The organism is Longimicrobium sp. (assembly GCF_036399255.1).
Taxonomy (GTDB): domain Bacteria; phylum Gemmatimonadota; class Gemmatimonadetes; order Longimicrobiales; family Longimicrobiaceae; genus Longimicrobium.
Genome location: NZ_DASWNM010000087.1, coordinates 20,828 through 34,896, shown reverse-complemented (window position 1 = coordinate 34,896; position 14,069 = coordinate 20,828). Strand labels below are relative to the sequence as shown.

At 72.2% G+C, this 14,069-nt stretch carries 12 protein-coding genes; 8 read left to right on the top strand and 4 right to left on the bottom strand.

Annotation, left to right across the window (positions count from 1 at the left end):
• Positions 1-125 precede the first annotated feature (125 nt).
• The 4 genes from VGC13_RS15120 (at position 126) to VGC13_RS15105 (ending at position 5,715) form a co-directional block, all read left to right on the top strand.
• Complete coding sequence (locus VGC13_RS15120; RefSeq protein WP_331126098.1) at positions 126-1,988, top strand: protein kinase domain-containing protein; 1,863 nt, start codon at positions 126-128, stop codon at positions 1,986-1,988.
• A 295-nt stretch (positions 1,989-2,283) separates the two neighbouring features.
• Positions 2,284-4,056 carry a serine/threonine-protein kinase gene (locus tag VGC13_RS15115; RefSeq protein ID WP_331126097.1) on the top strand — a complete coding sequence of 591 codons (1,773 nt, stop codon included), beginning with the start codon at positions 2,284-2,286 and terminating at the stop codon, positions 4,054-4,056.
• 1 nt (position 4,057) lies between these two features.
• Positions 4,058-4,414 (top strand): hypothetical protein, encoded by a 357-nt coding sequence (locus VGC13_RS15110; protein ID WP_331126096.1) that lies wholly within the window; start codon positions 4,058-4,060, stop codon positions 4,412-4,414.
• A gap of 422 nt (positions 4,415-4,836) precedes the next feature.
• The gene (locus VGC13_RS15105; protein WP_331126095.1) at positions 4,837-5,715 is read left to right on the top strand and encodes an aldo/keto reductase; all 879 of its coding nucleotides are present in this window, start codon (positions 4,837-4,839) and stop codon (positions 5,713-5,715) included.
• 145 nt (positions 5,716-5,860) lie between these two features.
• On the opposite strand, the gene murB is transcribed toward VGC13_RS15105, so the two are convergent.
• Positions 5,861-6,817: a UDP-N-acetylmuramate dehydrogenase gene (gene murB / locus VGC13_RS15100; RefSeq protein WP_331126094.1), complete on the bottom strand. Its 957-nt coding sequence runs from the start codon at positions 6,815-6,817 to the stop codon at positions 5,861-5,863.
• A gap of 205 nt (positions 6,818-7,022) precedes the next feature.
• Here murB and VGC13_RS15095 point away from each other — a divergent pair, with 205 nt between their 5' ends.
• From VGC13_RS15095 to VGC13_RS15085, 3 genes are all read left to right on the top strand, one after another.
• Entirely contained in the window at positions 7,023-7,670 is a 648-nt protein-coding gene (locus VGC13_RS15095) for a glycogen-binding domain-containing protein (protein WP_331126093.1), read from the top strand.
• Entirely contained in the window at positions 7,667-8,761 is a 1,095-nt protein-coding gene (locus VGC13_RS15090; protein ID WP_331126092.1) for a glycogen-binding domain-containing protein, read from the top strand. Before VGC13_RS15095 ends, VGC13_RS15090 begins: the two co-directional genes overlap by 4 nt.
• Before the next feature lie 64 nt (positions 8,762-8,825).
• A complete protein-coding gene (locus tag VGC13_RS15085; RefSeq protein WP_331126091.1) occupies positions 8,826-9,512 on the top strand; it encodes a hypothetical protein in 687 nt (228 codons plus the stop codon).
• 267 nt (positions 9,513-9,779) lie between these two features.
• On the opposite strand, the gene VGC13_RS15080 is transcribed toward VGC13_RS15085, so the two are convergent.
• The 3 genes from VGC13_RS15080 to VGC13_RS15070 all read right to left on the bottom strand — a co-directional run bounded on the left by VGC13_RS15080 (position 9,780) and on the right by VGC13_RS15070 (position 13,583).
• Positions 9,780-11,150 (bottom strand): hypothetical protein, encoded by a 1,371-nt coding sequence (locus tag VGC13_RS15080; RefSeq protein WP_331126090.1) that lies wholly within the window; start codon positions 11,148-11,150, stop codon positions 9,780-9,782.
• Positions 11,147-12,601: a hypothetical protein gene (locus VGC13_RS15075; RefSeq protein ID WP_331126089.1), complete on the bottom strand. Its 1,455-nt coding sequence runs from the start codon at positions 12,599-12,601 to the stop codon at positions 11,147-11,149. The genes VGC13_RS15080 and VGC13_RS15075 overlap by 4 nt, the downstream gene beginning before the upstream one ends.
• Positions 12,602-12,863: 262 nt before the next feature.
• Complete coding sequence (locus VGC13_RS15070; protein ID WP_331126088.1) at positions 12,864-13,583, bottom strand: esterase family protein; 720 nt, start codon at positions 13,581-13,583, stop codon at positions 12,864-12,866.
• 269 nt (positions 13,584-13,852) lie between these two features.
• On the opposite strand from VGC13_RS15070, the gene VGC13_RS15065 reads away from it, so the two are divergent.
• Complete coding sequence (locus VGC13_RS15065; protein WP_331126087.1) at positions 13,853-14,062, top strand: hypothetical protein; 210 nt, start codon at positions 13,853-13,855, stop codon at positions 14,060-14,062.
• The last annotated feature ends 7 nt before the right edge of the window (positions 14,063-14,069 follow it).

Here is a 14,069-nt window from a genome sequence, read left to right as displayed (position 1 = left end):
TGGCAACCGGCTGCGTAGTCCGGGACACGCGAACTCACGCACTCACGCACTTCCGCACTCACGCACTACCTTTCAGTGGGCGGGGATGAGGGGCGCGGTACACCCCATCGCCTGGTGAGGCAATCATGGCAGGGCTGGCGCAGTTTCTTGTCGGACACGTGCTCGACGACCGCTACCGGCTGGAGTCGGTGCTGGGCGAGGGCGGCTTTGGCGTGGTCCTTCGCGCGGCCGACCTGCGCGGGGAGCGCGAGGTCGCCGTAAAGGTGCTCGACGCGCCGCGCGGGATGACCGGCGTGCAGGTGCAGCGGCTGCGCCAGCGCTTTCAGCGCGAGGCCGAGGTCGCCGCGCGCCTTCCCGTGCACCCCAACCTGGTGCCGGTGCTGGACTACGGCGCCACCGAGCGGCTGGACTACCTGGTGATGGAGCTGCTGCGCGGCGAAAGCCTGCGCGAGCGGCTGGCCCGCCAGGACGATCCCGTCCCCCTGCGCACGGCGCTCCGCATCCTGCGCGACGCGGCGCTGGGCGTGGCCGCCGGGCACGAGACGGGGCTGGTGCATCGCGACCTGAAGCCGGCCAACATCTTCCTGGAAGGCGACGCGGTCCGGCCCCGGGTGCGCATCCTGGACTTCGGCATCGCCAAGCTGCTGGACGAGGCCGAGGACGAAGAGACGCGCACGCACCTCACCCTCCCCGGCGAGTGGTTCGGCAGCGAGTTCTACTCGCCGCCCGAGCACCTGCGGCGCGAGGCGGTGACGCGCGCGTCCGACGTGTACTCGCTGGGCGTGGTCGCCTTCGAGCTGCTGACGCGCACGCGGCTGTTCACCAGCCAGGACCAGGACCGGCGCCGCCGCGGCCTCCCCGTCCCCGTCCCCTCGCTGGTGGCGCGCAACGCCGCCATCCCGCGCGACGTGGAGCGCATCGTCCTCAAGGCGCTGGCCGACGACCCCGCCGAGCGCTTCGAGGACGCGGGCGAGATGGCGGCCGAGCTGCACCGCGCCATCGGCCGCCTGCGCCGCGCCACCGACCTGGCGGCGGACGCCACCGTCGCGGCACCCGTCGCCGCCCGCACGGGGGACGACGCCACGCAGGTGGTGGATGCGGGCGCGTCGGCGGTGACGATGGAGGTGCCGCGCAGCGTCTTCGGCTTCCGCCGGCGGGGAAAGGACGCCGCGCCCGACCTCACGGGGCTGGACCGGGAGATGGAGCGGCTGCGCTGGAAAAAGGTGCGGCGCCGCGCGCTGCAGGCGGCCGGCATCGGCGTGCTGGCCTTTGGCGGCGTGGCGGGCGGATACGGGATCGCCGCCATGCGCGAGGCGCAGGGCACGGTGCCCTCCGCCGCGGCGCCCACGCGCATCCTGACCGCGGTGGAAGAGAACGAGGAGGGGATCCGCCGCTTTCGCGACCGCGACTACGCCGGCGCGCTGGAGCACTTCGGCCGCGCGATGCAGCAGGCGCCGGGGAACGCGGAGTACATGAACAACCACGCGTACGCCCTGCTGCGCGCCGGCCGCACGGACCAGGCGCTGGCGGCGCTGCAGGAGGTGGTGGCGCAGCACCCGGAGCGCGAGGTGGCCTACAGCAACCTGGCCGAGGCGCAGCTGGCGAAGGGCGACACGGCCGGCGTCATCACCACCATGCAGGCGCTGCTGGCCATCGGCCCCTCCGACGCGCGCCGCCACGAGGCCGAGACCCTGCTGGCCCGTCTGGGCGCCGACGCGTGGGACACCGCCGAGTGGGAAGACACGCAGCCGGTGGACGAGGCGCCGGTGGAAGACGCCGGTCAGCCGTGGGACGGGTGGACGCCGCCGGAGGTGGGCGCCGGGGTGGACACCGTCATCGCGGAGAACGGGATGCGGATCACCGAGCGCGCGCGGATCGGCGGCGCTGGCATCGTGCGCCGCCGCGTGCGCGACCGCGACGGCCGCTGGCGCGACACCGTGATGCTGCACACCTCGCCGCGCGACACGCTGCGGATCGGGCTTCCGTAGGGCGCGCGGGCCCTCCCCCGCGGCCCGAGAGCCGCACCCTCTCCCGCAAGCGGGAGAGGGGATAAACGGCACGGGCGGTGGTGTGCTTCGGCAGGGGATAGACAGAGCCGTCCGGAGCGCGATCGAATTCTCCCCTCTCCGTGAGGAACGAACGGGGAGGGGCCGGGGGAGGGGCATCCCGGCGGACGCAGTGGGATGCAATTCGCCGCGCCTGAAGTACGATTTGAGCAGTACCTATCGACCAAACACGAACGGGGCACGTGCCCGGACGTCTACGTAAACAGATCGTGAGCTGATGGCGGGACTGGAATCGCTGCTGAAGGGGCGGGAGCTGGCGGGCCGCTACCGCATCGAAGAGGTGATCGGGCGCGGGGGGATGGGCGCCGTGTACCGCGCCACGGACCAGCGCCTGGGGCGCCCCGTGGCGGTAAAGGTCATCACCGCCTCCGCCGGCAACGACCCCGAGGTGCGCGAGCGGCTGCGGGCGCGCTTTCGCCACGAGGCGGCATCCGCCGCGCGGCTGCCGCACCACCCCAACGTGGTCCCCGTCTACGACTACGGCACCGACGAAGAGCTGGGGCTGGACTACATCGTCATGGAGCTGCTGCGGGGCCAGGACCTGGCCTCGCGGCTGCAGCGCGGCGGCGTGCCCCCCATGGCCGAGGCGCTGCGCGTCCTGCAGCACGCGGCGCGCGGCGTGGCGGTGGGCCACCGCGCCGGGCTCATCCACCGCGACGTAAAGCCCGGCAACGTCTTCCTGGTGGAGCAGGGCGCGGGCGACGACATGCAGGTGCGCGTCCTGGACTTCGGCATCGCCAAGGCGATGGCGGAGGAGGACACCGCCTCGGCCGGCCTGACGCACGACGGCCGCGCGCCGCTTTCCCCCGCGTACGCGTCTCCCGAGCAGCTGGTGGGCGAGGCGCGGCTGACGCCCGCGTCCGACGTGTTTTCCCTGGGCGCGCTGGGCTTTCAGCTGCTGACGGGGACGCGGCCGTTTACCGACGCCGACCGCAACCGCATGGGCGCGGGGATGCAGGTGCCCGTCCCCGCCCTGCGCGCGCGCAACCCGCAGGTGCCCGAAGAGGTGGAGCAGGTCATCCGCCGCGCGCTGGAGCCGGACCCCGCGCAGCGCTACCCCGACGCCACCGCCCTGGCCGACGCGCTGAGCTCGCCCCTGCGCCGCATCGCCGACACGCCGCTGGCCGCCGCCGTCCCCGCCACGGCCGCGGGCGGGGTGGTGGACGACGACCGCACCATGCTGGCGGACGCGGACCGCACCGCGTTCGCGGGCGACGACGACCGGACCATGCTGGCGCCGCCGCCGGTGCGCGGGACGCCCGCGCCGGCCGCACGCCCCGCGGCCACGCCGGTGATCAACCCGCCGCGCCGCCGCCAGGCGGAGCCGCGCACCGGCATTCACCCCATGGTGTGGGTGCTGCTGCTGGCGGTGGCCGGGCTTGCGGGCTGGCTGGTGTGGCAGCAGATGAACCGCGGCCCGTCCGTGGGCCCGGTGGCGGCGGACACGGCGGTGGTGGACACGGCGAAGCAGGACACCATCGACGGCACCGACGCGCTGGCGCTCAGCATGGAGGGGCTGCGCTTTCTGAACGCCGGCGACCCGGCGGTGGCGCTGACCTTCTTTCAGCGCGCGGTGGCGGTGGACGACCGCAACCCCGAGTACCGCGACCAGATGGCGGTGGCGCTCATTCGCCTGGGCCGGCACGAGGACGCGGCGGAGCTGCTGGAGTCCACCATCCGCATCGACCGGCGCTACGACCTGCTGTACAGCCACCTGGCCGAGGCGCGGCTGGCCATGGGCGACACCGTCAGCGCGGTGCGCGCGCTGGACGAGTTCGTGGAGGTGACGCAGAACCAGGAAGACCGCCGGCGGGCCGTGCGGATGCTGGAGGTGCTGCGCCCGGCCACGGCCGCGCCGCCCATCCAGCCCGTGCCCGGCCCCGCGGGCCAGGGCGGCATCTCGCCGCCGCCGGTGATCGAGACGGACACCTTCGCCCCGCCGCCGCGCCCGGCGCCGCGCGACAGCATCCGCATCGGCACGCCGCGCTAGGGTGGAGCACGCGGTGGGCATCCGCGGCGGCGGGCGGGTGGAGCTGGCGGCGTACGGGCTGGCGGACGCGGAGCACCAGGTGGAAAAGGAGCTCCGCGCGCTGTGGCCGCAGGCGGCGGTGGAGGTGACGGACGTGTCGCGGATGGGCGAGCCGGGGCGCATCGTGGAGGAGTTCCGCGTGAGCTACCGGGTGCGGGGCGTGGTGCCCACGGTGGCGGATACGGACGCGGAGGCGCGCAAGGCCGCCCTCCGCGTGATGCGCGACCGCTTTCTGGGCAGCCGCTTCGAGCGGATCACGTGGGAGGCGGTGCAGGGGCCCGCGGCGAAAGGCGGCGCGGCGAAAGACGCCGCGGGCTGAAGCCCGCGGCTGGAACTGCCACAAGCCCCGCCCCGGGCTCGCGGAGCTCGCCCGGCGGGGCTTCACCGTCATGGGCGCTTCGCGCACGGCGGGCGTGGCCGGACGGTCGAGGTGTGTCCGCGGCCCGCCGGAGTTCGGGATTCGACGCCGCGATCGCGGCTGCCGTTGCGTGAGGGATGCGCGCCCGCAGGGCCGAGAACCCGGCGCGCCATGCACGAGACCCTCGGCGACGCGTCGTACCGTGGCGCGCGCCGGGGGCTCGGCGCCGTTGGCAACAGTCGTATCGTTGCCTACGGCGCGCGCAGCCCGGCCCGGAGCGCAGCGGAGGGACACGCCCAGACCCTCAGTTCCAGCAGTTGCAGTTCCTCACGCCAGCATCAACGCGAAAACCAGCCGGACGACGCCTCACAACGGGAGGGCGGATGCAGCAGGTGCAGATGGGGCGCACGGGGCGGCGGGTGGCGCGCATCGGGCTGGGGGGGCTGCCGCTCAGCAGCGTGGGGCGGCCGGATCGCGCGCAGGCCAAGCAGGTGATCCGGCGCGCGGTGGAGCTGGGGGTGAACCTGATCGACACCTCCGACTCGTACTGCCTGGACGACTCGGAGACGGGCCACAACGAGCGGCTGATCGCCGAGGCGCTGGCGGAGATGGGCGCGGGCGACGACGTGCTGGTGGCCACCAAGGGCGGCGTGGTGCGGCCCGGCGGGCGCTGGGAGCGCAACGCCAGCCCCGAGCACCTGCGCGGCGCCTGCGAGCACAGCCTGAAGATGCTGGGGACCGACCGCATTGGCCTGTACCAGCTGCACGCGCCCGATCCCAAAGTGCGCTTTACCGACAGCGTGTCCGAGATCGCGCGGCTGTACGAGGAGGGAAAGGTGGCGGCGGTGGGGCTGAGCAACGTGTCGCTGATGCAGGTGCAGGCGGCGCTGGCCATCGTCCCGGTGACGTCGGTGCAGAACCGCTTCAACCCGTGGGACCGCTCGTCCGAGCAGACGGGGATCATCCAGTTCTGCGACCAGAACTCCATCACCTTTCTTCCCTACTCGCCCGTGGGCGGCGGCCGGCGCGTAGCGCTGCTGCGCGAAAGCGAGGACATCCGCGCCATCGGCGGGCGGTACGGCGGCGCGACGCCCGAGGAGCTGGTGCTGGCGTGGATCCTGGCCGCGTCGCCCTCGCTGGTCCCCATCCCCGGCGCCAGCCGCGTCCAGAGCGTGGAGAGCAGCGTCCGCGCCGAGTCGCTGCGCCTGGACGAGCGCACCCGCCGCGAGCTGGAGGAGTGCTTTCGCGCGCTCCCCGAGTGAAAAGAATGATCGTACAGAGGAACAGAGTCAGACAGAGAAAGCGAGCTGAAATATCATTGCTTTCTCTGTCTGGCTCTGTTCCTCTGTACGCTTACTTCTTCAGGATCTGGAATGAGGATGAGGCCCTTGTCTTCAGGATCGCGGATCAGAACTCGCCGATCATCCCGATCTCGGTCTTGAGCTCGTAGCCCAGCTCGCGCTGCACGGTGGTCTGCGCCAGCTCGATGAGCGCGCGCACGTCGGCGGCGGTGGCGCCGCCCAGGTTGACGATGATGTTGGCGTGCTTGTGAAAGATCTGCGCGCCGCCCAGCACGTGCCCCTTCATCCCGCACTGGTCGATGAGCCGCCCCGCGCCCAGCCCCTCCAGCTTCTGGAAGATGCTGCCGGCGCTGGGGTACAGCCACAGGTCCGGGTGCCGGTCGTCGCGCCACTGCAGGTTCTCGCGGATGGTGTCGCGCATCTGCTCCACCGGCGTGGGGTCCAGCCGGAAGGTGACGTCGAGCACCACGTCGCGCCGGTCGTGCAGCACGCTGTAGTCGTAGCCGAAATTGAAGTACGCCCTGTCCACCTCGCGCACCTCGCCCTCTTCGCTCAGGATCGTGGCGCCCTCCACCACCTCCTCGATGAACATCGTCCGTTCCCGCTCCGGCGGGGGGGAGAGAAAGTGCAGGTTCTGCCACACCGCGCCGCCCACGGTGCTGGGAATGCCCACGTAGTGCTGCAGCCCGCCCAGCCCCTTCGCCACCGTCATCTGGATGAGGTCGTGGTAGATCCTGACCCCCGACCCGGCGCGGACGCGGGTGTCGCTGAGCCAGTCGATGGTCTCGACCTCGTTCTTGATCACCAGCCCGCGAAAGCCCCGGTCGCCCACCAGGATGTTGGCGCCCAGGCCCAGGAGGAAGAACGGGATCTCCAGCTCGCGGGCGGCCAGGACGGCGGCGGCCAGCTCGTCCTGGCTGAGCGCGCGGTACATCAGGTCCGCCGGCCCGCCGATCTTGAAGGTGGTGTGCGGAGCCAGCGGCGCGCCGCGCTCCAGGCGCGCGCCGCCCAGGCGCTCCGCCAGCGCGTCCACGGCGGCGTTCAGGGTCGAGGTCGCAGGCATCCGTTCAGCGTGTGCGGGAAGAAAAGGCGCGGCACGATCCGCGCGGACGGCGCGGTTTGCAAGGCGGGTGCCCGGTGCCGAACCTTCGCGCGCGGGGGTGGTACCCAGAGGGGGGCGAACGGCGTCCCGGTGTGACGCCGGGGCCCCGGATTCGTCATGGTTCTGCATCGCACTTGCGGAGCAGTTTTCAACGGCGGACATTCTGATGAACGAACGCATCCACCAGCACCTGGACGGCGGCGGCGGCCCCGGGCTTTCCGCGGAGGAGCGGGCCCGCGCGGACGCCCTTGCCCGTACGCTGGACGCGGCCGCCGCGCACCTGCGCGCCGCGCCCGCGCCGGACCTGTCCGTGCGCGTGATGGCCGCGCTGCCGCAGGGTCGTCCGGCGCGCAGCCCGTGGCGCACGGCGGCCGGGTGGCTGTGGAGCCCGCGGCCGGTGCGGCTCACCTTTCGGCCCGCGTACGCGCTGGCGGGCGCCGCCTTCGCCGCGCTGGCCGGGATCTTCGTCGTTCCCGACGCGGGCCGCCAGGACGGCGCGCCGGCGGCGGTGACGGCGCCGGCCGCGCAGACGTCCGCCGCCCTGGTGTACGTGCAGTTCCGGCTGGAGGCGCCCAGCGCGCGGCAGGTGGCGCTGGCGGGCACCTTTACCGGCTGGCAGCCCACGCTTGAGCTGCGGCAGACGGAGCCGGGGGTGTGGAGCGCGCTGGTGCCCCTGCAGCCCGGCGTGCACGACTACGTTTTCGTGGTGGACGGCTCGCGGTGGGTGCCGGATCCGCACGCGCCGCAGGTGGACGACAGCTTTGGCGGCACCAACAGCCGCATCGCGCTTCCCCCGCCGGGCGCCTCCGCGTGATCGCCCGCCGCGTGCTTGCGGCGTGCGCCGCCCTGCTGCTTCCCGCCGCGGCGCGGGCCCAGTGGAGCGTGGAAGCCGCCGCCGGACGCGCCGTGCACGACCCCGTGGCGGCGCGTGTGGCCACCACCAGCGCCTCGCTGGGGGTGGCGTACGACCGCGGCCCGGCGGGCTGGGGATACCTGTCCGGCGGCGCGCCGCTGCAGGGCGGCGGGCCGGGATGGGGCGCGGGCGGGGTGGGGGGATGGATCGGCATGGGCGGCGGCGCGCTGCGGCTGGGGCTGGCCAGCGCGGGGCACGGATACGCGTACGGCACGGCGGGGCCCAACCCCTCCGGCTCGGGCGGCACGCTGGAAGTGGCGCCCACGCTGGTGTTTCGCCGCGGCATCGTGTCGGCGGAGGTGAGCTCCGGCTTCTCGGGCGCGGTGGACGCCATCGGCGACAGCACCGACACGCGCGGCTTTCACGACACCGCCGCCCGCCTGGCCGTTGCCCTGGCGGACGGGCTGACGGTGGGCGGCGACGCGCGCTGGCTGCGCGGCGAGGGCGGCGACTGGCCGTACGCCGGCGGCAGCGCGGAGCTGCGCCAGCCGTGGGGCGCCGCCTGGGCGTACGCCGGCGCGTGGCTGGACGAGGACCGGCCGGAGCCCGCCGCCGCCTACGGCGTGGGGGTGCGGGTGCGGGTGGTGCACCGCACCGACGTGCAGGCCACTGTCCGGCAGGAGCCCTTCGAGCCGTTGTACTGGAACGCCCCGCGGCGCACCTGGGCGCTGTCGCTGCGGCGAACGCTGGGGGGCGCGCCGCCGCGGGCGCCCGCCGCCGTGCGCCTTCCCGACCTGGCCGGCGGCTGGGCCACCTTTCGCCTGCCGATGTCCGGGCACGCGCAGGCCCCGGCGGTGATCGGCGACTTCAGCGGGTGGCGGCCGGTGGCGATGACGCCGGAGGGGCGGGACTGGGTGGCGCGGGTGCGGGTGCAGCCGGGGGCGCACCACTACGCCTTCCGGCTGGCGGACGGCCGCATCGTCCTGCCCCCGGGAATTCCGTCGGTGGACGACGGGTTCGGGGGGAGGACGGGCGTACTGGTTGTACCATGAGTGACGGGCAAGGCGCGACGCGCGTCATGAGGGCCCGTACGTGAAGGGGCTACGACTGGAACTGATGAGGATCTTCCGGATTTTCCCACTGCTGTGGCTGGCGCTCCTGGCGCTTCCGGCCGCCGCGCACACGCAGGATCCGCAGCAGCGGATCGACGCGGTGCGCCGGCGGGCGGAGGCCGCGGGCATTCCCGTGGCGCTGCTCGACAGCAAGGTGGCCGAAGGCCGCGCCAAGGGCGTGCCCATCGAGCGCATCGCCGTGGCGGTGGAGCGCCGTTTTGCCGTGCTGGGCCGCGCGCGCGAGGCCATGGCGGCCGCGCCGCGGGGTGCGCCCGTGTCCGCCGCGGACCTGTCCGTGGGCGCCGACGCCCTGGAGGCGGGGGTGGAGCCGGCGGTTCTGGGGCGCCTGGCCGTCGCCGCGCCGGCGGACCGGCGCGCCGTGGCCATCGTGGCGCTGACGGAGCTGGTGAGCCTGGGCGAAAGCTCGGAGCGGGCGCTGGCGCGCGTGACCAGCGCCCTGCAGCGCGGCCCCGACGCCCTGCGCCGCCTCCCCGGCGAGGCCGCGGCGGAGCGGGGCCGCGGCAACGGCAACGCCCCGCCCGGCCAGAGCAAGGGCCGCCAGAACGGTGCGCGTGGGCGGGGGCAGGGTGGCCCGCCCGCCGCCGTTCCGGGCCCCACCGAGCGCCCCGGCCGGGGCCGCGGACGGGGGAACGGCAACGGAAATGGCAACGGGGGCGGGAAGCCGGCCTGACCAGACTCGAAGAAACGCGTAAATGGGAAACGCCGCCTCGAAAGGGCGGCGTTTGGCGTTTGGGGCTGGGTTGGAGGCGCGACGAATGACGTCGAACCGGCGTCCGGCGGGGTGCCCCTCCCCCGGCCCCTCCCCGTTCGTTCCTCACGGAGAGGGGAGAATTCGATCCCGCTGCGACGGGTTTTCGGGCGCGTCACCCTCCCCCGCTCACCCAGGCCGGTGCAGGCTATTCCCTATTCCCTATTCCCTGTTCCCTATTCCCTGCCCTTACCGCTCCTCCACCAGGAACGTCGCCACGCTGCTGCCGCCGCCCGCCGTCACGTTCAGCAGCGGGTCGGTGGCGATGCGCGTAAGGCATCCGTCCACGTGCGTGGTGTTGGTGACGTACGGGGCGATGTCGATCATCCGGTCCGTCACCTGCACGCCGCCGTCCACCCAGCTGGGAAACGGCTCGGTGGGAAGGACGATGCGCTCCTGCACCACGTACGGCGCCTCCAGCGCGGCGCGCAGCGTGGCCTGCCACTCGTCGTCCGGGACCAGCCAGCCCAGCACGATCCCCCGGCCGCCGTAGTCGTCGTTGGGCTTCAGCACCAGCCGCTCGCGGTTGCGGGCGGCCCAGGGAAGCAGGTCGATGGTCTCGCCGTCCTTGATCGTCCGCCGCTCCTCCACCACCCGCGTCCAAGGCACGTGCGCGCGCACGGCGGCAAGCTCGTCGGCGCTGAACATCTCCGCGTTGCGCTCGTCGCCCATTACGGCCAGGCTGGCCTTCTTGTAGACGATCTTGCAGCGGAACGGGTTCACCATGCACACGGCGCCCTCGCGGACGGCGCGGACGACGGGGCTGTCCATCCCCATCCGCAGCACCAGCTCGTCGATCAGCACGCGCTTGTAGATCAGGTCGATCTCGAAGCCGCCGGGCGCGACCAGCTTTCCGTTGCGGTACTCGCACTCGCGCGGGTCGTGGATCTCGGCCTGGATGCCGTGCGAGCGAAAGTAGTCGCGGAAAAAGACGAACTCGCTCTGCGTGGGGACGTCGCTCCAGTCCAGGATGCCGATGCGCGGCAGCGCGCGTCCGCCGCTGAACTGGCGGTACGCGCCCAGCAGCGCGTGCAGCACCCCGTGCCGCGCGGGGAGCGGATGGAGGACGTGCGAGCGCAGGAACTCGCCCGTGACGGGAAGCGCCAGGAACGCCTCGCTCAGCACGTCCATGTACGCCGGGCCGGCGGGCGTCTCGGCGTTGTACTCGGTGAAGCGCAGCGTCTGGTCGTCGGACGAGAAGAAGGCGTCCAGGCGCGACGTGGGGCTGGGCGAGGCGAAGCCGGGGTCGTCGTGCACCAGCGACTCTTCCCAGTCCAGCAGCCGGAACTGCGCGCGGAAGGCATCGTCCCCCACCGCGCGCTCGTGCAGCCGGGTGAACACGCGCATCAGCGTGCCGATCTCGCGGCGAATCCACCTGTACTGGCCGGGCGTCAGGAACCGCGGCCGGAGGACGGAGCAGAGCGGCCGGTCGCCAAAGTACATCCCCCGGCGCCGGTGCTCCTCGTCCATCCGCTCCGCGCTGTCCGCCGCCAGCTCGCCGTCCTGCAGCAGCCCGTGCCAGCGCTCGATGGCGCCGCGTGCGACCGCGGCCTCGCTCACGCGTGCCCCTCCGACGCTTCCTCGTCCACCACCTCGTCCGGCGCATCCCCCGGATCGCCCGGCTCCCGCTCGCCGCCGCTGCGTCCGGACGAGGGGCCGCCCCCGCCGATCAGGTAGCCCCCGCGCTCCTGCGTAGAGTCCCCGCCGTCCGCGTCCGACGCGGACATCGGCTCCGGCTCACCGCTGCGCCCGGACGACGGGCCGCCGCCGCCGATCAGGTAGCCGCCGGCCGCCTCCATCGTGTCGCCGCCGTCGTCCGCCGGCGCGTCGTAGCGGGTGGAGACGTCGGAGGTGGCGGAGAAACCGGAGTCCTCGTCACCTCCGGACCCACCGGACGCGCCGGAGCTTCCGCCGTCCGGCTCGCCGCCGCCGCGGCCGGACGAGGGTCCGCCGCCGCCGATCAGGTAGCCCCCGCGGCCGGGATCACCGCCGCCGGGGGGCGGGGTGTCGGCCGTGGCCGCCGCGCCGCCGGCGAGGGGCGCCTGGATGACCGGGGACGCGGCGAGGGCCTCCTGCATCTGCCGCCGCCCCTGGAACAGCCCCTCCCAGCCCAGCGCGGCGGCCTGCCGGCGCGGGTTCTTGGCCAAGCGGATGGCCATGTCGGCCATGTGGGTGACGGCCCACTGGAAGTAGTGCTCGGTGAGCGAGTACACGTCCATGTCGGGCGCGGGGTTCATGAAGTCGATGGCGTAGGGCACGCCGTCCTTCACCGCCCACTCCATGGAATCCATGTCGTAGCCCAGCGCCCGCACCAGCTTGAGCGAGTCGCTCACCACGCGGCGGCCCAGCTCGTCGCTCATGTGGGCGTGGTCCACGTGGTACTTGCGCTCGCCCGGATCGTAGCGGATGGGGAGCACTTCCTCCTGCCCCAGGCAGATGCAGCGGATGAAGTGGTCCCACTTGATGAACTCCTGCACCACCATGGTCAGCAGGCCGGAGTTGTCGTAGTGGTGGATGAGCTCGTCCAGCGACCGGCAGATGTACACGTCCTTCCACCCGCCGCCGTGCGCGTCCTTGAGCACGCAGGGGAGCCCCACGTAGTCCACGATGCCCTGCCAGTCCAGCGGGTACTGCAGGTTGCGCAGGCTTTCCTCGGGGACGATGCCGGGGATGTACTCCTTGTTGGGAAGGACGACGGTCTTGGGATGCGCGATGCCCAGCGACGTGGCCAGCGCGGCGCCGAAGAACTTGTCGTCGGCCGTCCACATGAAGGGGTTGTTGATGACGGTGCACCCCTGCAGCACGGCCTGCTTGAGGTAGGTGCGGTAGAACGGCACCTCGTGGCTGATGCGGTCGATGATGACCGCGTACTCGCTGGGCTGGTCCATGCGCGGCGCGCCCAGCGTGACGTACTCGGCGGTGACGCCCTCGTTGCGGCGGTTCACCTCTTCGATGAAGGCCGGCGGAAACGACCACTCGCGCCCCACGATCAGCCCCACTTTCAGCGTCATCTGCCGCTCCTCTGGTGTGTTTTTGATCCCGATCCTCAGCGCATCATCCGGCTATCCGCCGTCCGCGAGCGCCCCCACCGCCCGCCTGGGCTCGCACCTCCCCAATACGGCTGGGGAGGTTGAACTTCGATCGTACTTTCCCACGCAACCGCCTGCTCCGCGGCGAAACCAGTCCGCCATCGTCCCCTCATCCTCCACTCACGCACTCACGCACTTCCGCACTCACGCACTCACGCACTCACGCACTCACGCACTTACCGCCTCAGTCGCTGCCGCCGACGTACGTGTTCATCATCTTCTTCCAGTACGGCCAGTCGTGCGACCATCCGTCCCACAGCCGCAGCGCGTTCCCCACGCCCTTGTCCCACAGCGCGCGCGACAGCCAGCGGTTGTTGTCGACGAACGGGTCCGTTTCGCCGGTGGCCAGGATGATGTCCATCCGGCGCAGGGCTTCCAGGTGCCCGTGGTCGTGGATCTCGCCTACGTAGTGCGACGGGTTGTGGGCGCGGACGGCGTCGTCGTAGTAGTCGTACGTCTGCTCGCGGATGTCGTACATGCCGCTGAGCCCGATGACGCGGTGAAACAGGTGCGGGTGCCGGAACGCCGTGTTGACCGCGTGGTACGCGCCAAAGCTGGCGCCCACCGCCATCAGGAACGGGTTGTCGTTGCGGCTCTGGGTGAACGGCAGCACCTCGCGCAGCAGGTAGTTCTCGTACTCGAACTGGCGGATGGCGCGCTGGTGCGGATGCTTCTGGCGCGCGTACCAGCTTTCGGCATCCACGCTGTCGACGCAGAAGATCTGCAGCCACCCGTTGCGCAGGTGCTCGCCCAGCGACTGCATCATCCCCTGGTCCTCCCACTCGAAGTAGCGTCCCATCGAGGTGGGGAACACCAGCATGCGTGCGCCGGCGTGGCCAAACACCAGAAGCTCCATGTCGCGGCCCAGCGAAGGGCTGTGCCAGCGGTGGTACTCGCGGTTCACTCGGAATCCGTCTCCGGAAGGCGTGAAGGCAAGGCGGGCGCGCGGGCCCACGGGCGGTTTCGCGGCCACACGCAAGCCGCGCACCCGACCCCAACGTACAGGGCGGGCGCGCGGCTGCAAAGAGTCTGTGGGCAGATCCGCTAAAGCGAAGATGTCGTGGAGCACGACCTTCAGCAGTCCGCTCCGGCCCTCATGTCACAAAAAGATTGACACCCACATACCTTCCTCTTAGGAATTCGAGCAACCACCCTTAATCATGGAGACGAGCGATGAAGACCATCCGTAAGCTATCTATCCTGATTGCCGCGACACTCGGATTGGTGCTGACACAACCCGCGAAGGCTTCGGCAGCGGACATCTATTGCTACTACATGGGCGACGTACGAGACAGCTACGGCCGCACAGGAGCATTGTGGTATTGTGAGGCGTGGGACCGTGGCCAGTACATCTGGGGCTGGTCCAGGGTAGAGCCGTACTGATCAGGAG

Bases quoted from the DNA above. Each gene is read 5' to 3' on its own strand.
- VGC13_RS15095 (WP_331126093.1), top strand. From the start codon at position 7,023: ATGAACGAACGCATCCACCAGCACCTGGACGGCGGCGGCGGCCCCGGG.
- VGC13_RS15075 (WP_331126089.1), bottom strand. From the start codon at position 12,601: ATGACGCTGAAAGTGGGGCTGATCGTGGGGCGCGAGTGGTCGTTTCCG.
- murB (WP_331126094.1), bottom strand. From the start codon at position 6,817: ATGCCTGCGACCTCGACCCTGAACGCCGCCGTGGACGCGCTGGCGGAG.
- VGC13_RS15120 (WP_331126098.1), top strand. From the start codon at position 126: ATGGCAGGGCTGGCGCAGTTTCTTGTCGGACACGTGCTCGACGACCGC.
- VGC13_RS15065 (WP_331126087.1), top strand. From the start codon at position 13,853: ATGAAGACCATCCGTAAGCTATCTATCCTGATTGCCGCGACACTCGGA.
- VGC13_RS15115 (WP_331126097.1), top strand. From the start codon at position 2,284: ATGGCGGGACTGGAATCGCTGCTGAAGGGGCGGGAGCTGGCGGGCCGC.
- VGC13_RS15085 (WP_331126091.1), top strand. From the start codon at position 8,826: ATGAGGATCTTCCGGATTTTCCCACTGCTGTGGCTGGCGCTCCTGGCG.
- VGC13_RS15105 (WP_331126095.1), top strand. From the start codon at position 4,837: ATGCAGCAGGTGCAGATGGGGCGCACGGGGCGGCGGGTGGCGCGCATC.